Origin of the sequence: Streptomyces sp. NPDC059499 (assembly GCF_042749285.1) — a bacterium.
Classification (GTDB): domain Bacteria; phylum Actinomycetota; class Actinomycetes; order Streptomycetales; family Streptomycetaceae; genus Streptomyces.
This window is the reverse complement of record NZ_JBHYTT010000006.1, coordinates 137,511-160,955: the sequence shown is the minus strand read 5'-3', so window position 1 is coordinate 160,955 and position 23,445 is coordinate 137,511. Positions and strand designations below refer to the sequence as shown.

Here is a 23,445-nt window from a genome sequence, read left to right as displayed (position 1 = left end):
GGCGACAGCCCATGACTCAACCGGACCGGACGCCGACACGCCTGCGCCTCGACGCCGCGCTGCACCGTCCCGGACGAGAACAACTGCACGTGTCACCGGGGCAGCGACACGGGTGACCGGGCGGAGCCTCATGCGGTGAAGGCGGGCCTCAGCGCGGCACCCCGGCCGCCCTTCCGCGGCGCCGCAGCATCAGGATCAGGCCCGTTGCGATCGCCAGGCCCACGACGGCCAGTGCGGCGCCCTTCGCGAGCGGTGCGCGCCAGCCGTAGTCGGAGGTGTAGGCGGTCTCCGCGTCCTCCGCGAGCCGCACGCCGTCGATCGCGAGCGGCATGGCGTCACCGCGGCCGACCTCGATGTCGTCCCTCAGGTCGACGTCCCGCTCGGTGACCGTGCCGTCGGCGCTGGTGAATGTGCCGATCCAGTTGCAGGAGTCCTTGCCGCACTGGCGGTCGGTGGGGGCCAGGACGCCGACAGGGCCGTCCTGCAAGGCGGTGCGGCCTTCGAATCCCTCGGCCGCCAGGCCCAGTCCGCCGCCGAGGGCGACGAGTAGGACGAAGGCGACGGCTATACGTATAAAGACCCGCTCACGGGTGCGCAGGGGGCGTCCGGTGCTCATGGGACGGTGATCCTAGCCGTGCAACGCGCAGGAGAGGCCCCGAAGTCGGCCCGGGATGGGCCGGCGGGGAGGTGACGTCGGGGCCTCTCCTTGGCGTGACCGGCCCGGCCGGCCGGGCGCGTGGGGTCCGGCGTACCGGAACCCCCGGCCGACCGGACCGGAGTCGGGATGAATTTAACAGCCCCGCAATATCTTGCGAAAGACCTTGCAGGAAGAAATCTCCAAGATTTCGCGGATGTGAGCAGGATGTAATTGCGCCATGTCCAGGGGGTTGACCCGGCCAGGTCAGGCTCGTACCGTCTGCTCGCACGTTGGTTTTGCATTCTTGCTGCAAGAACCTTCATGAGCCTTGAGAGGCACGGCGCGTTGCCATGTGAGGCTGCTCCGCCATCCCCGCATTTCCCCCACCGCAGGAGGAAAGACATGGCACGCAGACCACTGTCTGCCGCGCTCGCCCTGGTCACGGGTGCTGCCGTCCTCGTCATCCCCACCGGGCTCGGCGTCACAGGTACGGCCCAGGCCGCGCCGCCCGGCGACAAGGACGTCACCGCAGTGATGTTCGAGTGGAAGTTCGACTCCGTGGCCAAGGCCTGCACGGACAGTCTCGGTCCGGCCGGTTACGGCTTCGTCCAGGTCTCACCTCCCCAGGAGCACATCCAGGGCGGCCAGTGGTGGACCTCGTACCAGCCGGTCAGCTACAGGATCGCCGGCCGACTCGGTGACCGTGCGGCCTTCGCCAACATGGTCAGCACCTGTCACGGCGCGGGCGTCAAGGTCATCGCCGACTCGGTCATCAACCACATGTCCGCCGGTTCGGGCACCGGCACGGGCGGGTCCTCGTACTCCAAGTACGACTACCCGGGCGTCTACTCGGTCAGCGACATGAACGACTGCCAGTCGCAGATCAACAACTACGGCGACCGGGCCAACGTCCAGAACTGCGAACTGGTCGGCCTGGCCGATCTGGACACCGGCGAGGACTACGTGCGCGGCCGGATCGCGACGTACCTCAACGACCTGCTCTCCCTCGGCGTCGACGGCTTCCGCATCGACGCCGCCAAGCACATACCGGCCGGCGACCTCTCCAACATCAAGTCCCGGCTGAGCAACCCGGGCGTCTACTGGAAGCACGAGGCGATCTACGGAGCGGGCGAGGCCGTCTCGCCGTCCGAGTACCTCGGCAGCGGCGACGTCCAGGAGTTCCGCTACGGCCGCAGCCTCAAGCAGGTCTTCAACAACGAGAACCTCGCCAACCTGAAGAACTTCGGCGAGGGCTGGGGCTTCATGGAGTCCGGCAAGTCCGCCGTCTTCGTCGACAACCACGACACCGAGCGCGGCGGGGACACGCTGAACTACAAGGACGGCTCGAAGTACACCCTGGCCTCCGTCTTCATGCTCGCCTACCCCTACGGCTCCCCGGACGTCCACTCCGGCTACGAGTGGTCCGACAAGGACGCGGGCCCGCCCAACGGCGGCCAGGTGAACGCCTGCTACAGCGACGGCTGGAAGTGCCAGCACGCCTGGCGCGAGATCTCCTCCATGGTCGGCTTCCGCAACGCCGCCCGCGGCCAGGGCGTCTCGAACTGGTGGGACAACGGCGGCGACCAGATCGCCTTCGGGCGCGGCGCCAAGGCGTACGTCGCGATCAACCACGAGGGCTCCTCGCTGACCCGCACGTTCCAGACGTCGCTGCCCGCCGGTGACTACTGCGACGTCCAGTCCGGCAAGGGCGTCACCGTCAACGGCTCGGGACAGTTCACCGCCACCCTCGGCTCCGGCACCGCCGTGGCCCTGCACGTCAACGCCCGTACCTGCTCCGGCGGCACCGCCCCCGACCCGGACCCGGGCAACGGCCAGTCCGGCGCCTCCTTCGGCGTCAACGCGACCACCCAGCTCGGCCAGAACATCTACGTCACCGGCAACCAGGCCGCCCTCGGCGGCTGGGCCCCGGCAAGTGCCCTCAAGCTCGACCCGGCGACGTACCCCGTCTGGAAGCTCGACGTCAGCCTGCCCGCAGGCACGGCGTTCGAGTACAAGTACCTCCGCAAGGACGCGAGCGGCAACGTCACCTGGGAGAGCGGTGCGAACCGCACCGCCACCGTGCCGGCCTCCGGCAAGGTCACGCTGACCGCCGACGTCTGGCGCGGCTGACCGCACCGCTCGGCGGGCCGGGGACGCGCGGCGGTGCGTCCCCGGCCCGCACCAGCTCCACCAGGACCCACCCCTGAAAGTCGAGGAGAACCCGCCCGTGTCCCGAACCACCCTCCGGCGGGGGGCCGTTGCCGCACTGTGCGCGGCGCTGCTGCCCGTCGTACCGGCGGCCACCGCAGCCGCCGCACCCAGACCCCCGGCCCCGCCCTCGGACGCCGCGCTCGCCAAGGAGCCGGCCAGGCACGACCTGACCCGTGAGCAGTTCTACTTCGTGATGCCCGACCGGTTCGCCAACGGCGACACCTCCAACGACCGCGGCGGGCTGACCGGCTCACGGCTGGAGACCGGCTACGACCCCACGGACAAGGGCTTCTACCAGGGCGGAGACCTCAAGGGCCTCGCCGACAGGCTCGACTACATCAAGGGCCTCGGCACCACCGCCATCTGGCTCGCCCCGATCTTCAAGAACCGCCCCGTCCAGGGCACCGGCGACAACGCCTCGGCCGGCTATCACGGCTACTGGATCACCGACTTCACCCAGGTCGACCCGCACTTCGGCACCAACGCCGACCTGACGAAGCTCATCGACAAGGCCCACGGCAAGGGCATCAAGGTCTTCTTCGACGTCATCACCAACCACACCGCCGACACCGTCGACTACGCCGAGAAGAAGTACGGCTACAAGCCCAAGGGCGCCTTCCCGTACCTCGACGAGGACGGCCGCCCCTTCGACGACACGCAGGGCGTCGCGAAGACCGACGAGGACTCCTTCCCGTACACGCCGGTGAACGCCGGCAAGAAGGTCCCGTCCTGGCTCAACGACACCACGATGTACCACAACCGGGGCGATTCGACCTACGCGGGCGAGTCCACCGAGTACGGCGACTTCTCCGGCCTGGACGACCTGTGGACCGAGCGTCCCGAGGTCGTGTCCGGCATGGAGAAGATCTACGAGAAGTGGGTCCGCGACTTCGACATCGACGGCTTCCGCATCGACACCGTCAAGCACGTCGACCTCGACTTCTGGACCCAGTGGGCCACCGCCCTCGACGACTACGCGGCGAAGCACGGCCGTGACGACTTCTTCATGTTCGGCGAGGTCTACTCCGCCGACACCGCCATCACCTCGCCCTACGTCACCCGGGGCCGGCTCGACTCGACGCTCGACTTCCCCTTCCAGGAAGCCGCCCGCCAGTACGCCTCCCAGGGTGCTCCCGCCTCGAAGCTCGCCGCGGTCTACGGCGACGACTACCGCTACACCACGGACAAGGCCAACGCCTACGAGCAGGTGACGTTCCTCGGCAACCACGACATGGGCCGGATCGGCACCTTCCTGAAGCAGGACAACCCGAAGGCCTCCGACGCCGAACTCCTCGACCGTGCGCGCCTCGCCAACGAGCTTATGTTCCTCGGCCGCGGCAACCCGGTGATCTACTACGGCGACGAGCAGGGCTTCACCGGAGCGGGCGGCGACAAGGACGCCCGCCAGACGCTCTTCCCCTCGAAGACCGCCGACTACCTCGACGACGACCAGCTGGGCACCGACCGCACGCACGCCTCCGCCGCGTACGACACCCGGCACCCGCTCTACCGGTCCATAGCGGCCCTCTCCGCGCTCACCCGGGAACACCCGGCGCTGCGGGACGGAACCCAGACCGAGCGGTACGCGCAAGGGTCCGTGTACGCCTTCTCGCGTACCGACGCCAAGCGGCCGTACGAGTACGTCGTCGCCACCAACAACGGCGGCGAGGCGAAGACCGTCGAGCTCGCCACCGAGTCGGCCGACATGAACTTCCGTACGCTGTACGGCGGTTCGGGCGCCGTCCGTAGCGGTGCCGACAAGAAGGTCAAGGTCACGGTGCCCGCGCTGTCCAGCGTCGTGCTCCGCGCCGACAAGACCGTGGGCAGCCCCGCCACCAAGCCCTCGCTCACCCTGAAGGCCCCCGCCGCCGGAGCCACCGGCACCGTCGAGATCACCGCGGACGTGGACGGCGGCCAGCTCAACCGGGTCGTGTTCGCCGCACAGACCGGCAACGGCAAGTGGCGCACCCTCGGCTCCGCCGACCACGCCCCGTACAAGGTCACCCAGCACCTGGACGACTCCGTCAAGGCCGGGACCCCGCTGCGCTACAAGGCCGTGGTCGTCGACCGCGCCGGCCGCACCGCGAGCGCCCTCGCGACGACGACCGCCGGACAGGCACCGCCCGCGCCCAAGCCGGTCGCCGTCGAGCGCGACCAGGTCGTCGTCCACTACAAGCGCGCGGACGGCGACTACGAGGGATGGCAGCTGAAGTCGGGCGACAGCACCGCCGACTTCATCGGACGCGACGCCTACGGCGCCTTCGCCTGGATCGACCTCGCCGAGGGCACCTCGTCGGTCCCGTACACGGTCGAGAAGTCCGGCACCGCCGACGGGCCCGAGCGCACCGTCGACCTCGCGAAGACCGGCCAGGTCTGGGTCGAGCAGGGCAAGGACGGGCAGGCCACCGAGGCGCCCGACGGAGCCAACCCGCCGCAGGACACCTCCAAGGCCGTCCTGCACTACCACCGCGCCGACGGCAACTACGACGGCTGGGGCCTGCACACCTGGACCGGGGCCGCCGCGCCCACGGACTGGGCCAAGCCCCTGCTGCCCGTGAAGACCGACGCCTACGGAGCCACCTACGAGGTGCCGCTCACCGACGGTGCCACCTCGCTCAGCTACATCCTCCACAAGGGGGACGAGAAGGACCTCCCCAGCGACCAGTCCCTGGACATCGCCTCGTACGGACACGAGGTCTGGATGCTCGGCGGGAAGCCCGGCTACCTGCTGCCCCAGACCGGTGGCGCGCCCACGCCCGACCTCGCCAAGGCCGAGGCCCAGTGGATCGACGCGGACACCGTCGTCTGGAAGGTGAAGGCCACCGACGCCACCAGCCAGCAGCTCGTGTACGCGAAGAACGGCGGGATCTCCGTCGTCGACGGCGCCCTGACCGACGAGGGCCAGTGGCTCCGGCTCAACTCCGCCGAGCTCACCGACGCGCAGAAGGCGAAGTACCCGCACCTCAAGGACTTCCCGGCCTTCACCGTCGACGTCCGCGACCGGGACAGGGTCCGGGAGTCCCTGCGCGGCCAGCTCGTCGCCACCCAGCGCGCCGCCAACGGTGCCCTGCTCGCAGCCACCGGGGTGCAGACCGCCGGAATCCTGGACGGCCTGTACGGGAACGCCGCCAAGGGCGCCGACCTCGGCCCGGTGTTCCGCAAGGGCAGCCCCACGCTCTCCGTCTGGGCCCCCACCGCACGTAAGGTCTCGCTCGAACTCGACGGCAAGAGCGTCCCGATGCGGCGCGACGACCGCACCGGCGTCTGGTCGGCCGCCGGGAACAGGAGCTGGAACGGCAAGCCCTACCGGTACGCCGTGGACGTCTGGGCGCCCACCGTCCAGAAAATGGTCACCAACAAGGTCACCGACCCCTACTCCACCGCCCTGACCGCCGACTCCGCCCGCAGCCTCGTCGTCGACCTCGACGACCCGAAGCTGGCCCCGAGCGGCTGGTCCGGCCTGAAGAAGCCCGCCGCGGCCCCGCTGCGCGACGCCCAGATCCAGGAACTGCACATCCGCGACTTCTCGATCGCGGACGGGACGTCGAAGCACCCCGGCGAGTACCTGGCCTTCACCGACACCCGATCCGACGGGATGAAGCACCTCAAGGAGCTCGCGGACTCCGGCACCGGCTACGTCCACCTGCTGCCCGCCTTCGACATCGGGACCATCCCGGAGAAGAAGTCCGACCAGGACAAGCCCGCCTGCGACCTGTCCGTGTACGCCCCCGACTCCGAGGAGCAGCAGGCCTGTGTGGCGAAGGCCGCCGCCAAGGACGGCTTCAACTGGGGCTACGACCCGCTGCACTACACGGTCCCCGAGGGCAGCTACGCCTCCGACCCCGACGGTACGAAGCGCACCGTCGAGTTCCGGCAGATGGTGCAGGGCCTCAATGGCGCCGGCCTGCGGACCGTCATGGACGTCGTCTACAACCACACCGTCGCCTCCGGCCAGGACGACAAGTCCGTACTCGACCGGATCGTGCCCGGCTACTACCAGCGGCTCCTGGAGGACGGCACCGTCGCCACCTCGACGTGCTGCGCCAACACCGCGCCCGAGAACACGATGATGGGCAAGCTCGTCGTCGACTCGATCGTCACGTGGGCCAAGGAGTACAAGGTCGACGGCTTCCGCTTCGACCTGATGGGACACCACCCGAAGGCCAACATCCTCGCGGTCCGCAAGGCACTCGACGAGCTGACCGTCGCCGAGGACGGTGTCGACGGGAAGAAGATCATCCTGTACGGGGAGGGCTGGAACTTCGGCGAGATCGCCGATGACGCCCGCTTCGTCCAGGCCACGCAGAAGAACATGGCCGGCACCGGCATCGCCACCTTCTCCGACCGGGCCCGCGACGCCGTTCGCGGCGGCGGCCCCTTCGACGAGGACCCCCGTGTCCAGGGCTTCGCCTCCGGCCTCTACACCGACCCCAACACCTCACCCGCCAACGGCACCGAGGCCGAGCAGAAGGCCCGGCTGCTCCACTACCAGGACCTGATCAAGGTCGGCCTGACAGGCAACCTCGCCGACTACACCTTCACCGACACCCAGGGCCGCACGGTCAAGGGCTCGGCCGTCGACTACAACGGTGCCCCCGCCGGATACGCGGCGGTGCCCGGCGACGCACTCGCCTACGCCGACGCCCACGACAACGAGTCGCTGTACGACGCCCTCGCCTTCAAGCTCCCCGCGGACACCCCGGCCGCCGACCGGGCCCGCATGCAGGTCCTCGCGATGGCGACCGCCGCACTCTCGCAGGGCCCCTCGCTCTCCCAGGCCGGCACCGACCTGCTGCGCTCCAAGTCGCTCGACCGCAACTCGTACGACAGCGGCGACTGGTTCAACGCGCTGCACTGGGACTGCCGCAAGGGCAACGGCTTCGGCCGCGGGCTGCCGCCCGCCGCCGACAACAAGGACAAGTGGTCCTACGGGAAGCCGCTGCTGACCGCCGCCGCGCTCACCCCCGGGTGCGCGCAGATCACCGGCGCCTCCGCCGCGTACCAGGACCTGCTCACCATCCGCACGACCGAGAAGGAGTTCGACCTCGCCACCACCGAACAGGTGCAGGGCGCCCTGTCCTTCCCGCTCTCCGGGAAGGACGAGACACCCGGGGTGATCACGATGCGCCTGGGCAAGCTGCTCGTCGTCATGAACGCCACCCCGGCGACGCAGAGCCAGGACATCCCCGAGCTGGCCGGCAAGGCGTACACGCTGCACCCCGTCCAGGCGGCGGGCGCGGACGCCGAGGTCAAGAAGTCCTCGTACGAAGGGAAGTCGGGCAGCTTCACCGTCCCGGGACGCACGGTCGCCGTGTTCTCGCTGCGCTGACGCCCCCGCTTTCCCCCGGCCGGTCTCCGGCTCCGCGCCCCATCGGCGCGGAGCAGGAGGCCGGCCGCTTCGCGTCAGGGGGACTCCCTTGTGCGGACGGCGTGATCACGCGAAGCTGATGCGTGCATGTGTATGTACGCTGTCCATGTATGCGCACACGCCCGCACCCGCACCCAGGAGCGCTTGATGCCACAGATCACCGTCGACTACTCCGCCGAGCTCGACGACAGCTTCGACCGCCGCGGCTTCGCGCTGGCCCTTCACCCGCTCATCGCGGAGACCGTGACCACCAAGGCCCACGGCTGCAAGACCCGGTTCCTCCGGGCCGATGACTCCGTCGTGGGCGACGCCGTGACGGGCTACGCCATCGTGAACGTCTCGATCGCGATACTGCCCGGCCGCACCCCCGAGATCAAGGCACAGCTGACGGCAGCCGCACTGGAGTTGCTGACCGGGCATCTGAAGCCCGTCGACGGCCTCACCGTCCACCCCTCGGTCGAGGTCCGGGAGCTGGACGCGTCCTTCTGCAGGTACTAGCTCTGCTGCGGCCGCTGCGGCGGGACGGCGGGTGCGGCGGGCGCCAGGACGGAGAGCCGCGTCAGCAGATCTCCGAAGGGGCCGTCCGCCGGCTCCTGCGCGAACACCCGCAGCACGATGCCCGCCATCTCCTGGTCGTACGCGGCGCTCACCGCGGCCAGTGCCGCGAAGTCGTGCACCAGCTGCAACTCCAGTTCGGCGCGCGGAATGCGCCGCCCGTCCAGCCAGAGCAGGGCCGTCGATTCGGCCAGCGACACCCAGGACCGCACCACGAGCTCGAGCCGGGCGGGCGGGGCCTTGACGCCGAGGTGCGCGATGATCTGCTCGTACGCCGCCTGCCGCACCCCGTCGATCAGGACGTCGGCCGTCGACGAGCCGCCTGCCGGGCCGCCCCGCATCAGCGCGGCGAAGCCCGGCCCGTGCTCCTCGACGAAGTCGAAGAACCGGCCCATCACCCGCAGCAGCCTTGCTCCCAGAGGCCCTTCGTGCGCCTCCAGGAACCGGCCGGCCAACTCGTCGGCGGCACGCCCCAGCGCCGCCTCGTACAGGCTCTGCTTGCCGGGGAAGTAGTGGTAGACGAGCGGACGCGAGATGCCGGCCGCAGCCGCGATCTCGTCGATCGACACGTCGTCGGGGGAGCGGTGGCTGAACAACTCCAGCGCGACACCGATCAACTGCTGTCTGCGCTCGTCGACGCCCATCCTGCGCCGCACACCGGTCGTCATACCCACAGCCTAACGGGGGCCGGACCACGTCCGCTCAGCGCAGGGCCCTCACCCGGCTGCCGTCCGTCAGCAGCCCGTCGAGCCGCGCCCGGTCGCCCGCCCGGGCCCGCACGGCCAGCAGACGCCCGTCCGCCCGGCCCCTGACCCCGCCCGTCGCGGACAGGGACGCGAACTGCCGGGAACCGGCCGCCAGTACGTACCAGCGCCCGCCGTCCGACTTCCACAGCACGCCCGCGAGGACCTGCGGTCTGCGCACTCCGCAGTCGGGGGAGTCCTCGGAGCGCGCCGCGACCGCGCCGGGCGTACCGGTCCCGCCCGAAGGCCCGGGCGGCGCCTGGAACTGGGCCAGCACCCTGCTGCCCGTGCCCCGCCAGGTCTCCGCCCGGGTGCAGAGCCACAGGGCCGCCCCCTCGCCCTCGGGCAGCGGCTGTCTCGCGTACGGCCAGGAGTTCACCGACCGGACCCCGTGCGAACGCACGTCCGGCAGCAGACAGGCAGTGCGTGCCCAGCTCTCCCGTTCGGACCGGCCCGACACATCGTGGGGAGCCGACGGCGCACCCGAGGTGAGGCGGACCGGTGTGAGCTCGCCGAGATCCGTCAACAGCCGGACCGCTGTGCCCTCCCGCACCTCCAGGGCGTCCCAGGAGTGGCAGCCCGCCGAGGCCGCGGGGCCGGCCAGCGCAGCCGTCACCCCGTGCCGGTCGCGGCGCAGGGGCCGCGCGGAGCCGTGCGGCGCGAGCAGATCCCGTACGGCGGCCTCACGCACCCAGGGCGCCGTCAGATAGCGGATCCGGCCCTCGCGGCGCTGCACGACGAGGGCGCCCGCGGTCACCGAGTCGGCACCGTCCACCCGGGCGAAGTCGAGCGCGGCACCCCCGGCCGGATCGGCGTTGCGCGGCTCGGCGTAGCGCACGATCCGCAGCCCGTCGTGGAACAGCACCACCGCCGCCGCGTCGACCTCGCCCGCGTACAGGAGTTGCGGGGGGCCCATGGGCGGGCCGACAGGTGTCCCGGGCGTCGCCGACGAGGCCACCGCACGGCCGGGCCGCGCCCAGGCGGCGAGGGCGCGGCCCAGCAGCCGGGTGTCATCGGTCCGGTCGCCCCGGGCCGGCCAGGCCGTGAAGTCCCTTCGGGCCGAGCTCCGCCAGAACCCGGCGGGCACCCGCCGCAACGCGGCCGGATCCAGAGCCTGTTCGGCGGCGGCGTTGAGGGAGTAGGGCGGCGCGGAGACGGAGCCCGGACCCAGGCCGTCGCCCGGCATCAGCAGCAGCGTCCCGCACACCAGCAGCGCGCCGAGCCCGGCCGCGACGGCCCGCCCGCGCCGTCGGCGGCGCGGCAGATCCGTCGGCCGGGCCTGCAGGGAGCACGGGTCGAACTCGGGCGAGGCGAGCAGTGCGGGCGACCCCGCGAGCGCGTCCGCCTCCAGCAGGGCGGCCGGGGGGTCGGCGACCCCCGCCGCACCGAGGACCCGGCACACCTCCGCGTCCGCGAGCCCTTCCAGGCCGCGCAGCACATGGGCGGCCCGGCAGGGTCCCGAGACGTCTGCCAGGGACTGCTCCAGGGCCAGTTCCTCCGCACCGCAGGAGTGCGGGAAGAGCCGCAGCCCCCACACCTGCGGCAGCAGGGGAGGCAGCTGCACGCGCCGGGGCCGCGCGAAACGCCGCAGCGGCTGTCCCGCCTCCAGCGCGGAGCGCACCACCCGGAGCCGCAGATAGGCGTAACCCCGCTCGGCCGAGGCGGCTCCGGCGGCATGCCGCGGCCTCGGCAGAGCCGCCTCCGGAGGCGCGCTGCGTGACCGGGGCAGGGAGCGCTGGGCGAGCCAGTGCGCCGTCAGTACCCGGCGGTTGCGGCCGAACGAGGGCGGCAGCACGAGATATCCGATCCTGACCAGCCGCGCGTAGTGCTCGACGAGCGCGGCCTCGGCCCGGTCCGTATCGGCCTGTTCCGCGCAGGGGCGGGCGGCCGGCGACGGTACTGCGCGTAGTGGGGGCACGTTCAGCAGAACGAGCGAATGGTGCGATGGTCACTCCGGTACGCCCGGGGGCGCACGCCCGGCCGTTCGTCGCACGCTGTTGTGCCCTTGGCCTCAATCCGTAGTTCCGCCGCACCGCGAGGGAACACCGGGGCACGATGGCCGGATGGTGAAGCAGCTTGAGTGGCGACGAGGACGAGGCCGGGGCCCCCGGGCCGCAGCGGCCGTACTTGCGGGGGTTGCCCTGCTTGCCGCCTGCGGCGGGGGAGCGGACGGCGACGACAAGCCCGCCGTGCCGCCGACCGCTACCGGGACGTTGGAGCAGCTGGCGACGAAGGCGCGCTGCGAGCCGAACCTGCAGACCGATGCCCAGGAGATCCGGCAGGCCAACTGCACCACCGGTGACGGGCGTTATGTGCTGGCGACCTTCGCGACCGACCGCGGCCAGCGGGAGTGGATCAACGAGGCCAACGACTACGGCGGTTCGTACCTGGTCGGCCGCAGGTGGGTCGCGGTCGGTGACGCGGAGGTGGTCGCAGCACTGCGCGGCCGGCTCGGGGGGACTGTGGAGACCGCCTCGCCTCACCACTCGGGGAGCAGTGGCAATGGGGGGAGCGAGGGCGGGCACTCCGGTCACCACGGGAGCTGACCGCGCAGGAACGGGGAAGGTGCCGCTGCGTGTGGGGGGAACGGGGGGCGTCAGGGCCGCGTCAGCGGCACTTGCGCCCGCCGTTGACGCAGCTCACCACCTTCTTCATCAGCTGGTCGTCGAACACGTTGATGAAGTCACCGTGATCGGTGACGGGCTTGTGCAGCTGCTCCGGGAAGGAGTCGACGGCGAAGCCCGGGCCCGGCGGCACGTCGTACACGATGCGCTGCACCAGCTGCGGAATGGCCCGGAAGCCGTTCGGGCACCGCCCGTCGTCCTGGGCGAACGCCACATGGGTGCGGTGGTTCGCACTGTCGGTGTTCTGGCCGTCCCAGCAGCTCTGGAAGGCGAAGGAACGCACGACCTGACTGCCTTCCGGGCAGATCGGATACTTGTCCTTGAGCTGCCTGTCCTCGAATCCGGTGCAGCTCCAGGACGCGTTGGCGTTGGCGTCGCCGTTGACGAATGCCTTGGCGTCCCCGGTGATGATCCGCAGGAAGCGCGGCATTGCCGTGACCTTCCCGGCCGGGGAACCCACAAATTTCAGCGTGACCTGTGACGGGGTCTGAATCTCTCCGATGTTCTGGTCCTTGCCGCCGCCGTCGGCGCCCACGTCGTTCTCGTCCTGTCCGTTCTGCAGGCGCAGGACCGGCCAGTAGTACGTGGATTTGTCGCCCTGATTGCGGCAGGTCGATTCACCGCCGGCCAGATCGTCATCGCTGGAGAAGGCATCCGTGGCCTGATTTCCGACGTAATCGTGCATGTGGTGAGCACCGTTGCTCACTCCGGGTGCGGCAATGACGTTGTCAGGGTTGAATTTGCCGTTCTCGTTCGTGCCGCAGTCGGTGGTGAACGTACCGCGGGAGGCGCCCCGGCGGTTTTGTGGCCTGGCGACATTGGGCTGGATGGACTGGATGTCGACAAAGTCGGAGGCTTCGGGGCCATTTCCTTGCTGGCCGCCGTCCCCGCCCTGGTCGTCGCCGCCGTCCTGGCCCTGGTCGGCCCCCTGATCGGCTCCCTGGTCGCCGCCGCCCTGGTCCTGACCGCCGTCCTGGCCGCCGTCCTGACCCTGGTCCGCGCCGTCCTCACCCCCTTGGCCGTCGCCCTGGCCGTTGCCCTGACCGTCGCCCTGGTTGTCGTCGTCATCGGCGCGCAGACTGCACGGTGCGAGGCCGTTCAGGCCTTGCGGCCGCTGTGCCGCATTGCGTTCGATGGCGATGCCGATCCGGTCGAGACTGGCTGCCCGCTTGTTCCTCAGCGGGCCGAGCACCGAATTCTCGGCAAGGTTCGGGTCCTGTGCGATCTTCTCCTTCCGGTCCGCGAATTGCCTGTACGCGTCAGTGATCTGCGTATCCATTGCCGCGAGTTCGCGGTCGACCTCCGGGCGTGCCTGTTCGGGCACGTCGGGGAGGGCGATTCCCGCGTCGGGGCAGTCGATGGTGGACATCTGCCGGCCGGCGTTCCGGGTGCGGTCGGGGGGCGAGCCCCACGACCCTTCTCCCGCGCTTGCGTAGACATTGACGGCGACCAACCCACCTCCGCCCAGAACGAGAGCGACCGAAGCGACAATCGCCCGGTTGGCGAGTGTCGAACGTTTCTTGCGCGATGTGCGTCCCATGGAACTCCTCTGCTTCGAGGGAGAAGCGTGACGTCCCATACGGAGCGGGCACCCGGCCCGTTCAGAACGCCGGGGAATTCGTGGGAATCTCCATGCCCAAAACGACCCGAACGCCCGGAACGGTCAATACTCGACTCTCAGGCGAAGGCGGCCAATCGGTCATCCACCGGTGCTCCCGTCATCCGGTTGGCCAGCGTGGACATCGTGTAGGTGCCGATGCCGAGGACCACTTCCAGGGCGTTGCGGGGGGTGTGGCCCAGCGACAGGAAGTCCTGCAGCGCGTCCTCGTCGACCGCGCCCGCTGTCGCGAGGACGGCGAGGGTGAACCGGCGTACTCCTTCCAGTCGTTCGTCCGGCAGGGTCTGCGGCTCGGCGGCGCGCAGGGCCGCCACGAGTTCCGGGGCGGCGCCGAGCGCTGTGAGCCTCGCCGTGTGCATGGCCACGCAGATGTGGCACGCGTTGCGGGTGGCCATCGTCATGACGACGACCTCGCGCGCCAGCGGATCCAGCGTGCTCGCCTCGAAGGTCGCGCTCGCCTGGAGGAAGCCGTTGAGCAGCTCCGGCGAGGTGGCGAGGCGGGCGACGGCGGACGGGAGGTGGCCGCCCTGCTTCTTCGCCACGGCCTCCATCGTGCGCCGGGCGGCGGGCGGTGCGGAGTGGAGGGTGTGGTCGGGGAACGCGGGTACGGGCATGACGGTCCTCTCGCGGTAAACTCGACAACGTGATTGACGAAAAGGTAAACCACGTTGTCGAAGTGCGCAATGGCTGAGCCGGAGGAGGAGAGGGCGGGAGCCGGTTTCGAACTGCCGATGCTGTTGTTCGCCGGATTCCGTTCGATCATCGACGAGTTGCACCGCGAGCTGGCCGCGCACGGACACCCGGACGTACGTCCCGCCTACGGCTTCGCACTCCAGGCCGTGGGGCTCGACGGGGCGAGTGCCAGCGAGATCGGCCGACGGCTGGGGGTCTCCAAGCAGGCCGCGGGCAAGACCGTCGAGAAGCTGGAGGGCTTCGGCTACGTGGAACGGGTCGACGATCCCGAGGACGGCCGGCGCAAACTGGTCAGGCTCACCGCCCGCGGCATCGACATGCTGGCCAGGTCCGCCGAGGGCTTCGACCGGCTCCGCGCCGAGTGGGTCCGGACGCTGGGCGCGGAGCGGGTGCGGGCGCTGGAGGCCGACCTGCGCACCATGGCGCCCGCGCACGCGTTCCGGCTGGACGCGGAGAGGTGGTTCGCGGGCTGAACGACGGCCGGTCGATTCGCGCGATCGGCTCGCGCGGTCGCGGTCGCGGGGTCAGCCGCGGTCCAGATAGGCGAGCACCGCAAGCACCCGGCGGTTGTCGTCGTCCGACGGCGGCAGGCCGAGCTTTCCGAAGATGTTCGAGGTGTGCTTGGCCACCGCCCGCTCCGTGATCACCATCTGCCCCGCGATCGCCGCGTTCGAACGGCCCTGCGCCATCAGCTCCATGACCTCGCGCTCCCGGGGAGTGAGGCCGCCGATCGGCTTGTCCTGGGACCGCCGCGACAGCAGCTGCGAGATGACCTGCGGATCCATCGCCGTGCCGCCCGCCGCCACCCGGCGGACCGCGTCGATGAACTGGTCCGCGTCGAAGACCCGGTCCTTCAAGAGGTAGCCGATGCCGCCGTTGCCGTCGGCGAGCAACTCCCGTGCGTACAGCTGCTCCACATGCTGCGAGAGCACCAGGACCGGCAGGCCCGGCCGACTGCGGCGGGCGGCCAGTGCGCACTGCAGGCCCTCGTCCGTGTGCGACGGCGGGAGCCGGACGTCGACGACGGCGACGTCCGGCTCCAACTCGGCCAGGGCCTTGCTCAGTTCGGGCCCGGTCTCCACGGCTGCGGCGATCTCGAAGTCGTAGGCCTCGAGCATGCGCACCAGGCCGTCGCGGAGCAGGAAGAGATCTTCGGCTAGGACAACGCGCAAGGGATCTCCATGGTCACCATGGTGGGGCCGCCCGCAGGGCTGCTGACGGCCAGTACGCCGTCGAATGTACCCAGTCGGCGTTCGATTCCGCTCAGTCCCGAGCCGGTTCCGATCGCCGCGCCGCCCTTGCCGCTGTCCGTGACGGATATCCGCAGCATGCCCTCGGCGTGGTGCATGTCCACCCAGATGCGTTCGGCGCCGGAGTGCTTCACCGCGTTGGTGAGGGCCTCGCTGACCGCGAAGTACGCGGCGGACTCGACGGGTGCCTCGGCCCGCCCCGTGAGCTCCACGGTCACCTCGGACTCGACCGGCAGTCGCAGGGCCAGGGCCTTCACCGCGTCCCCGAGCCCCCGTTCGGCGAGGACCGGCGGGTGGATTCCCCGTACGAGGTCACGCAGCTCGGTGAGGGCCTCCGCGGAGGACGCGCGGGCCATCGCCAGCAGCTTCTTCGCCTGCGCCGGGTCCTTCTCGACGAGTGCCTCGATGGTGCCCAGATTCATGCCCATGGCGACCAGCCTGGCCTGTGCCCCGTCGTGCAGGTCCCGCTCGATGCGCCGCAGTTCGGACGCCGCCGTGTCCACGGCCTCGTGCCGGGTCTCGGTGAGCCGGTCGATCCGCAGAGCCATCTCCTGCTCGTGGGTGGGCGCCAGCACCGACCGGGTGAGGACGAAGTGCAGACGCAGCAGGGGCCGGCTCGCCCACAGGCCGAGGTGGAAGACCGCGATGCCGAGCGCCGCGGCCGCCAGCCCCGTCGCCTGGCTGCTGACCGGCACGAATCCGTACCAGTACGTGCTGTCCTCGAACACCCGCCACAGGCCCGCCGCCAGGACGATCCCCTCCACCGGGTAGACCATCAGCGCGAACGACACGGCCAGCAGCGTATAGCCGGCCGTCATGTCGACCAGCAGCCACCGCAGGTCCCGCCAGGTCGCCGGGTCCTTCAGCATGAACAGGGTGCGCTCCACCTGCCCGGTGAAGCCGGTGCGCAGGTCCGGCGGGAACCGCCGATACGGGACCGGGATGCGGACGTCGGACCAGGTCACCGCCAGCAGCCGGCGCTGGTTGGCGTGCCTGCGCACCAGATGCAGCACATACGGGGTGGTGATCAGCCCGATGCCCAGCAGGACGAAGGCGATGGAGAGCACCGACAGCACGAAGAGCGTGATCGACCCCGCCGTCGCTGCGAACCCCAGGACGAACGACCGCCCGGCCGCAAGCATCGAGCCCCTGATCCGGCTGCGTGACGCGTACATCGTGCTCTCCCCTCGCCGGGGCCCGGACGGACCCCGTTCGCAGAACAGTCTCGCCCGCATCCCATGAGGAGGTCAGCCGTTCCACCACCCGGTCGGGGTGTACCCAGCACCACCCTCACGACCTGGTGCTACGGCTCCGCGAGTGGGGGCCTCGGCGGCTGGGGCGGCGGAGCTTCCGTTCCTAGATTCGGATGCATCCTGTCCGACGTTACTTCTGGGGGCGAAACCGCATGAGGCGCAACCTCGCGGCAAGCATCGGTGTGTGGAGCGCACACCACCGTAAGACGGCCGTTCTCGGCTGGTTGCTCTTCGTCGTGCTCGCCGCCGGGATCGGCGGTGCGTCCGGCATGGTCGAGATGTCCGAGTCGGAGAACGGTGCCGGCGACTCCGCCCGGGCCGAGCGGATCCTCGACGACGCGGGCCTCGGCCACCCCGCCGGGGAGCTGGTCATGGTGTCCGCGGCCGGTGCCGGTGACTGGCGCACGGCGGCCGGTGAGATCTCCGCCGCTCTGAGCGCGACCGGAGAGATCCGCAACCTCGCGGCTCCGGTTCCCTCGAAGGACGGGAAGGACGCGCTGATCACCTTCGAGATGAGGGGTGACGCGGCGACCTCCGCCGACCGGGTGCAGCCGGTACTGGACGCGGTGTCCGGTGTACGTGAGCGCCACAGCGATGTCGCGATCCACCAGTTCGGCGAGGCCAGTGCGGGGAAGTGGCTCGGCGATCTGCTCTCCGAGGACTTCCGCAAGGCCGAATTCACCGCCGTACCACTGGCTTTGGGCATCCTGCTGGTCGCCTTCGGCGCCGTTGTGGCCGCGCTGCTGCCGGTCGGCCTCGCGCTGACCGCCTGCATGGCCGCGTTCGGGCTGCTGTCGCTCGCCAGCCACCAACTGCACCTCTTCCAGACCACGTACTCCGTGATGTTCCTGATGGGCTTCGCCGTCGGCGTCGACTACTGCCTCTTCTACCTGCGGCGCGAACGCGACGAGCGGGCCGCGGGACGCGACGCCGAGACGGCGCTGCGCATCGCCGCCGCCACCAGCGGGCGGGCCGTCCTCGTCTCCGGGCTGACCGTCATGGTCGCGATGGCCGGCATGTTCCTGTCCGGTCTGCTGCTGTTCAAGGGCTTCGCGCTCGCCACGATCATCGTCGTGTTCATCGCGATGCTCGGCTCCGTGACCGTGCTGCCCGCGCTGCTGTCGTGGCTCGGCGACCGGATCGACGCAGGACGCGTACCGCTCCTCAACCGGCGCGGCAAGCGGGGCGCGAAGGCGAGCGGCGGCATCGCGGGCAGGGTGCTGGGACCGGTCCTGGCCGCACCGAAGGTCTTCGCCGTGGCGGCGATCCTCGTCCTCCTCGCCCTGGCCGCGCCCGCGGTCGGCATGAAGACCGAACAGCTCGGCCTGGAGAAGCAGTTCGGTTCGGACTCACAGCTGGCGATCGACTACGGGCGCATCTCCGACAGCTTCCCGGGCGGCCCGGACCCCGCCCTCGTCGTCGTCAGGGCCGACGACATCGGCGCACCGGAGGTCCGTACCGCACTCGCGTCCTTCGACAAGGTAACCGTCCACAAGGAGCAGAACGTCGCGGAGATCGAGGTCCCGCTGCCCGGCGGCAAGGACGACCTCGCCGAACTGCGTGACCGGCGGGTGCCGGACGCCTTCGACGGGACGGGCGCCGAGGCCTACGTCACCGGTGAGGTCGCCTCGTCCGCCGACTTCAACGACCAGTTGAAGCGCGGCATCGTCCCGGTCTTCGCCTTCATCACCGCCGTCACCTTCCTCCTGATGCTCTTCTGCTTCCGCAGCTACGTCATCGCGGTGACGTCGATCCTGCTCAACCTGCTCTCCGTCGGCGCCGCCTACGGGGTTATGACCGCCGTCTTCCAGCACGGCTGGGGCGCCGAACTGATCGGCTCGGAGGGTGTCGGCGCGATCGAGTCCTGGATGCCGCTGTTCGTCCTGGTGGTCCTGTTCGGCCTCTCGATGGACTACCACGTGTTCGTCGTCTCACGGATCCGTGAAGCCCGTGACAGCGGGCTGGACACCCGCGCCTCGATCGACGTGGGCATCCGGCGCACCGCGGGAGCGGTGACGGGCGCCGCGGCGATCATGGTGGCTGTCTTCGCCGTCTTCGGAACCCTGTCCATGCAGGACATGCAGCAGATGGGCGTCGGCCTCGCCGTCGCGGTACTGCTGGACGCCACCGTCGTACGGATGGTCCTGCTGCCCTCGGTCATGCTGCTGCTGGGCGAGCGGAACTGGCGGGTTCCGCGCGGACTCTCCCGGCTGCCGAGCCTGGAGCACAGCGAGCCCGCCGAGCCCACCCCCGGCCAGATGACGGCGGGAGCGCGTGGCTGACCCCGCTCCAGGAGGAGGAGAAGGAGGCCCCGGAACCCGGGGCCTCCTTCCCGCCCGTCAGGGTGCGTACTTGTAGCCCACGCGCCGGACGGTCTGGATCGAGCGCCGGTGCTCGGCACCCAGCTTGCGGCGCAGCCGGGCGACATGGACATCGACGGTGCGCCCGTCGCCCACGTGTCCGTAACCCCAGACCGTCGTCACGAGCTGATCGCGGGTGTGCACCCGGTGCGGGTGCGCCACCAGGTGCGCCAGCAGCTCGAACTCGAGGTACGTGAGGTCGAGGGTGACCCCGTCCACGGCCGCGGTGCGCCGCGTGGAGTCGATCCGGACGGGCCCGCCGGCCGGAGCCTCGGAGACCGGCTCCGGCACGAACTGCCGGTGCTGGGAGGAGGCGACGGCCCCGGCGAGCGCCGGCTGCTGGTCCGCGGGGACGAGCACCAGGTAGCCGATCATCGGCGGCCGGCCGGGCAGTGCCGGAAGCGTGTGCTGCGGAGCGGGCAGCCAGGTCGCGCCCGGCGGCAGGAAACCGGCGACATCGGCGAGCTCCACGACCTCGTCACGGTCGACGGCACGCAGCCGGTGGCGGTTGGGGGAGAGGGTGTTGCGGGCGGTGGTGGTGGCCGCAGCGGACACCGCAGAGGCCGCGGTGGCAGCCGAAGCGGTGGAGAGGGTACGAGTGTTCGCCATGAGGGTCAGCTCTTTCGCGCGAGGAGTCGTCGAGGGACGTACGTCGTGCGCGCGGGCCGAAGACCGGGGTGAGCGGCTTTAGAGGGCCTGCGCGTTCCACGCGCGGCAACACACCCGGTCGAAGTCATGATGCTGACGAGAGGGCCAGAACGGCTCGAGGTCGCTGCGACCCGACGAGGTGTACTGGAAGCTGGCCATGCCCCCATTGAAGCAGAGATTGCGGCTGTGTAGCAGGGCCCTCTCACCCGTCGATACGGTCCCGCCGGGTTACCTTCCTCACCTGCGACTTCCGCCCCACCGGCACCTCAACCCACGAGGCGCTTACGCCAGTCCTCGACGGGCAGCAGGATCGACGAGTCCGGCGAACCGTCCCACTCCACCGGGAGCCCCGACGCGCGCAGGGACTCGGCGACCTCACGGCCCACCGCCGCGGTGGTCTCCGCCGAGCCGTCGAAGCCCCCGTAGTACAACGCGAGTCCATGGCCCTCGGCGACGGCATCCGTGCCCTGGGAATGGAAGAAGACGAAACCGCGGGCGCCCTCACTCCCCTCGGAGCGGATCTCCCCCGTCCCGCAGGAGCGGCAACAGGTGAAGTTCTCCCGTGCGGTGATCCCGCGTCCGTCCAGCGCGGCGAAGGCGCGCTCGACGCGGTCCGCGCCGGTCACATCCGTCCACCCCGCCTGCTCCTCCACCCGCTCCAGCCACAGCCGCTCCACGAGCTTGCGCGCCTGCGCCATGGTGACCGGCCGGACGCCGTCCTTGACCAGATGATCCTCGGCCGTCTCGGTCAGCGACTTCACGGTGCCGTATCCGCCGCGCAGCGACAGCCGGATCCGCGCCTCCAACTGCTCGCGTATCTCCCGGGCAGGCTCGGGCACCTCTTCCTCCGGAGGCATTCCGGCGCTCTTCCAGCCGATCCCGGCATCCCAGTCCGGCTCCTGGCGCGCCCACCGGGCCATCACCCCGGCCACCTCGTCCGGCGAATCGAGATCGACCCCTACATGACTCGCGGCGTTCCCGGCGCGGCACTCCAGCCGGTAGCTCCCGCCCTCCTCGTGCCACGTCTGCACGAAGAAGCCCGGCAGGTCGGGAACACGCTGCACCACCAGGAAACGGTCGCGCTCCCCGCCGATCCGGTGCACCAGGGCGCTCAGGGCCTGTTCGGTGACGCGCAGGTGCCTCTGCTGGTTCTCGGTCTCCACCGCGATGTCGAGCATGGGCGGAACTCTGGCACAGCGCACCGACAGCGAGGGCGCCCACCGCAGTCGGTGGGCGCCCTCGCCGGTGGAATCATGCCGTGCGGATCAGACCTGGTCGGCCTTCTCCAGCGCGGTGCAGCAGGTGTCGACGATCAGCCGCGTGACGACGTACGGGTCGACGTTCGCGTTCGGGCGACGGTCCTCGATGTAGCCCTTCTGGTCCTGCTCGACCTGCCACGGGATACGCACCGAGGCGCCGCGGTTGGAAACGCCGTAGCTGTACTCGTTCCACGGGGCGGTCTCGTGCAGGCCGGTCAGACGGTCGTCGATGCCCGCGCCGTAGTTCTTGACGTGGTCCATCGGCTTCGAGCCCTCACCGAGCGACTCGGCGGCGGTGATGATCGCCTCGTAGCCCTCGCGCATCGCCTTCGTGGAGAAGTTGGTGTGCGCGCCCGCGCCGTTCCAGTCGCCCTTGACCGGCTTCGGGTCGAGGGTGGCGGAGACGTTGAAGTCCTCGGCGGTGCGGTACAGCAGCCAGCGGGCGATCCACAGGTGGTCGGAGACCTCCAGCGGGGAGACCGGACCGACCTGGAACTCCCACTGGCCCGGCATGACCTCGGCGTTGATGCCGGAGATCGCGAGGCCCGCCTTCAGGCAGTTGTCGAGGTGCTTCTCGACGATGTCGCGGCCGAAGATCTCGTCCGAGCCGACACCGCAGTAGTAGCCGCCCTGAGCCGCCGGGAAACCGCCCTCGGGGAAACCGAGCGGACGGTGGCCGTCGAAGAACGTGTACTCCTGCTCGATGCCGAAGATCGGCTCCTGGCCCGCGAACCGCTCGGCGACCGGGCGCAGCTCGGCGCGGGTGTTGGACTCGTGCGGCGTCATGTCGATGTTGAAGACCTCGCACAGGACGAGTACGTCGTCACCGCCGCGGATCGGGTCCGGACACGAGAAGACCGGCTTCAGAACCCGGTCGGAGGCGTGCCCCTCGGCCTGGTTGGTACTCGAACCGTCGAAGCCCCAGATGGGCAGCTCCGCGCCATCGGTCATTATCTTCGTCTTGGAACGAAGCTTGGCGGTCGGCTCGGTGCCGTCGATCCAGATGTACTCAGCCTTGAACGTCACGGACGCCATCCTTTGCGGGTGCTGCGGTCTATGGTGCGCAGCTTGGCAAGGCGCGATTTCCCGTCCGTTGCCCGAATGTGAACCACGTGTTACCGAGGTTTCCTGTGAATGCCCTGCAGCAGGTGCCCCGGGCCCTGAGGCGTCTCACCGTACGGCGTACTGGATACGGTCCACGCCGCGGTAAGGCCTCCGTCCGCGGCTCATGAGGGGCCGGGCACACTGGCTGCATGACCACACCATCTGCGTCCACACCGCCCCGCCCCGCCCCGGGCACCCCGATGCGGATCGGCCTCGTCGGCGCGGGCCCCTGGGCCCGCATGACCCATGCCCCCGCCCTCGCCGAACACCCCGGCGTCGTACTGAGCGGCGTGTGGGGCCGCCGGGCCGAGGCGGCGGAGGCGCTCGCCGCCGCCCACGGCACCGAGGCGTACACCGGTGACGAGGGCATCGACGCGCTCCTGGCCGTGAGCGACGCGGTCGCCTTCGCCGTACCGCCCGACATCCAGGCACCCCTGGCGGCCCGCGCCGCGGCCGCCGGCTGCCACCTGCTGATGGACAAGCCGGTCGCCACGACCGTGGCGGGCGCGCGCGAGGTCGCCGAGGCCGCGGAGCGGGCCCAGGTCGCCTCGGTGGTCTTCTGCACCCTCCGGTTCGCCACCGGAACGGCCCGCTGGATCGGCGAACAGGCGGCGGCGGGCGGCTGGTTCACGGCCCGGGCCCAGTGGATCGGTGCGCTCTACGCCCCGGGGACGAGCAACGAGTTCGCCGCTTCGGCCTGGCGCCGCGAGAAGGGCGCCCTGTGGGACGTCGGCCCGCACGCCCTCTCGGTGCTGATCCCGGTGCTGGGGGATGTGACGGAGCTCGTTGCGGCACGCGGACCGGCCGACACCACACACCTGCTGCTCCGGCACACCTCCGGTGCGTCCAGCACGGTGACGCTCGCACTGGACGCACCGGTGGGTGCGGCGGGGACGGACGTCGAGTTCAGGGGCGAGCACGGAACGGCCGCCCTGCCTCCGGGGTTCGACGACGCGCTCGGTGGGTTCCGGGCGGCCGTGGACGCACTGGCGGAGGCGGCGCGTACGGGAGTGGCACACCCCTGCGACGTACGGTTCGGGCTGCGGATCACGGAGCTGCTCGCGCAGGCCGAGGCGGGACTGGGGCCGGTGCCCGCGCGCCCCTGAGGCCCGGCCCCTCCTC

General features: G+C 70.5%; 17 protein-coding genes. 7 read left to right on the top strand and 10 right to left on the bottom strand.

Annotated elements, in window-relative coordinates; genetic code table 11:
• Window positions 1–148: 148 nt before the first annotated feature.
• Complete coding sequence (locus tag ACFW9O_RS16660; RefSeq protein ID WP_384609924.1) at window positions 149–616, bottom strand: hypothetical protein; 468 nt, start codon at window positions 614–616, stop codon at window positions 149–151.
• 423 nt (window positions 617–1,039) lie between these two features.
• Between ACFW9O_RS16660 and ACFW9O_RS16655 the strand changes: the two genes are divergently transcribed.
• The 3 genes from ACFW9O_RS16655 to ACFW9O_RS16645 all read left to right on the top strand — a co-directional run bounded on the left by ACFW9O_RS16655 (window position 1,040) and on the right by ACFW9O_RS16645 (window position 8,714).
• The gene (locus ACFW9O_RS16655; protein ID WP_384609921.1) at window positions 1,040–2,767 is read left to right on the top strand and encodes a carbohydrate-binding module family 20 domain-containing protein; all 1,728 of its coding nucleotides are present in this window, start codon (window positions 1,040–1,042) and stop codon (window positions 2,765–2,767) included.
• Window positions 2,768–2,864: 97 nt separating this feature from the next.
• Entirely contained in the window at window positions 2,865–8,177 is a 5,313-nt protein-coding gene (gene pulA, locus ACFW9O_RS16650; protein WP_384609918.1) for a pullulanase-type alpha-1,6-glucosidase, read from the top strand.
• Between the two features lie 186 nt (window positions 8,178–8,363).
• Entirely contained in the window at window positions 8,364–8,714 is a 351-nt protein-coding gene (locus tag ACFW9O_RS16645; protein WP_384609916.1) for a 5-carboxymethyl-2-hydroxymuconate Delta-isomerase, read from the top strand.
• Here the strand turns inward: ACFW9O_RS16645 and ACFW9O_RS16640 are convergent.
• Together ACFW9O_RS16640 and ACFW9O_RS16635 are read right to left on the bottom strand one after the other, a co-directional pair.
• Window positions 8,711–9,439 (bottom strand): TetR/AcrR family transcriptional regulator, encoded by a 729-nt coding sequence (locus tag ACFW9O_RS16640; protein WP_384609913.1) that lies wholly within the window; start codon window positions 9,437–9,439, stop codon window positions 8,711–8,713. The two genes, ACFW9O_RS16645 and ACFW9O_RS16640, sit on opposite strands and share 4 nt — an antisense overlap.
• A gap of 34 nt (window positions 9,440–9,473) precedes the next feature.
• On the bottom strand, window positions 9,474–11,432 hold the full coding sequence (locus tag ACFW9O_RS16635) for a hypothetical protein (protein ID WP_384609910.1): 1,959 nt from the start codon (window positions 11,430–11,432) through the stop codon (window positions 9,474–9,476).
• A 145-nt stretch (window positions 11,433–11,577) separates the two neighbouring features.
• On the opposite strand from ACFW9O_RS16635, the gene ACFW9O_RS16630 reads away from it, so the two are divergent.
• Window positions 11,578–12,060 carry a hypothetical protein gene (locus ACFW9O_RS16630; protein WP_351176044.1) on the top strand — a complete coding sequence of 161 codons (483 nt, stop codon included), beginning with the start codon at window positions 11,578–11,580 and terminating at the stop codon, window positions 12,058–12,060.
• 61 nt (window positions 12,061–12,121) lie between these two features.
• On the opposite strand, the gene ACFW9O_RS16625 is transcribed toward ACFW9O_RS16630, so the two are convergent.
• Entirely contained in the window at window positions 12,122–13,678 is a 1,557-nt protein-coding gene (locus ACFW9O_RS16625) for a DUF1996 domain-containing protein (protein ID WP_384609907.1), read from the bottom strand.
• Window positions 13,679–13,815: 137 nt separating this feature from the next.
• Window positions 13,816–14,370, bottom strand: coding sequence for a carboxymuconolactone decarboxylase family protein (locus ACFW9O_RS16620; protein WP_351176048.1), 555 nt, complete (start codon window positions 14,368–14,370; stop codon window positions 13,816–13,818).
• Window positions 14,371–14,439: 69 nt separating this feature from the next.
• Between ACFW9O_RS16620 and ACFW9O_RS16615 the strand changes: the two genes are divergently transcribed.
• Complete coding sequence (locus tag ACFW9O_RS16615) at window positions 14,440–14,922, top strand: MarR family winged helix-turn-helix transcriptional regulator (RefSeq protein ID WP_384609905.1); 483 nt, start codon at window positions 14,440–14,442, stop codon at window positions 14,920–14,922.
• A gap of 51 nt (window positions 14,923–14,973) precedes the next feature.
• Here ACFW9O_RS16615 and ACFW9O_RS16610 read toward each other — a convergent pair whose 3' ends face one another.
• The gene (locus ACFW9O_RS16610; RefSeq protein WP_384609902.1) at window positions 14,974–15,621 is read right to left on the bottom strand and encodes a LuxR C-terminal-related transcriptional regulator; all 648 of its coding nucleotides are present in this window, start codon (window positions 15,619–15,621) and stop codon (window positions 14,974–14,976) included.
• Complete coding sequence (locus ACFW9O_RS16605) at window positions 15,606–16,874, bottom strand: sensor histidine kinase (protein WP_384609899.1); 1,269 nt, start codon at window positions 16,872–16,874, stop codon at window positions 15,606–15,608. The genes ACFW9O_RS16610 and ACFW9O_RS16605 overlap by 16 nt, the downstream gene beginning before the upstream one ends.
• A 230-nt stretch (window positions 16,875–17,104) precedes the next feature.
• Here ACFW9O_RS16605 and ACFW9O_RS16600 point away from each other — a divergent pair, with 230 nt between their 5' ends.
• On the top strand, window positions 17,105–19,234 hold the full coding sequence (locus tag ACFW9O_RS16600; protein WP_384609897.1) for an MMPL family transporter: 2,130 nt from the start codon (window positions 17,105–17,107) through the stop codon (window positions 19,232–19,234).
• A gap of 57 nt (window positions 19,235–19,291) precedes the next feature.
• On the opposite strand, the gene ACFW9O_RS16595 is transcribed toward ACFW9O_RS16600, so the two are convergent.
• From ACFW9O_RS16595 to glnII, 3 genes are all read right to left on the bottom strand, one after another.
• Complete coding sequence (locus ACFW9O_RS16595) at window positions 19,292–19,921, bottom strand: winged helix-turn-helix domain-containing protein (RefSeq protein WP_351176055.1); 630 nt, start codon at window positions 19,919–19,921, stop codon at window positions 19,292–19,294.
• 305 nt (window positions 19,922–20,226) lie between these two features.
• Window positions 20,227–21,138, bottom strand: a complete 912-nt coding sequence (locus ACFW9O_RS16590; protein ID WP_384609894.1) for a DUF6891 domain-containing protein — start codon at window positions 21,136–21,138, stop codon at window positions 20,227–20,229.
• Between the two features lie 87 nt (window positions 21,139–21,225).
• Window positions 21,226–22,245 carry a glutamine synthetase gene (gene glnII, locus ACFW9O_RS16585; protein ID WP_351176059.1) on the bottom strand — a complete coding sequence of 340 codons (1,020 nt, stop codon included), beginning with the start codon at window positions 22,243–22,245 and terminating at the stop codon, window positions 21,226–21,228.
• A gap of 227 nt (window positions 22,246–22,472) precedes the next feature.
• On the opposite strand from glnII, the gene ACFW9O_RS16580 reads away from it, so the two are divergent.
• Window positions 22,473–23,429 carry a Gfo/Idh/MocA family protein gene (locus ACFW9O_RS16580; RefSeq protein ID WP_384609891.1) on the top strand — a complete coding sequence of 319 codons (957 nt, stop codon included), beginning with the start codon at window positions 22,473–22,475 and terminating at the stop codon, window positions 23,427–23,429.
• Window positions 23,430–23,445: the final 16 nt, after the last annotated feature.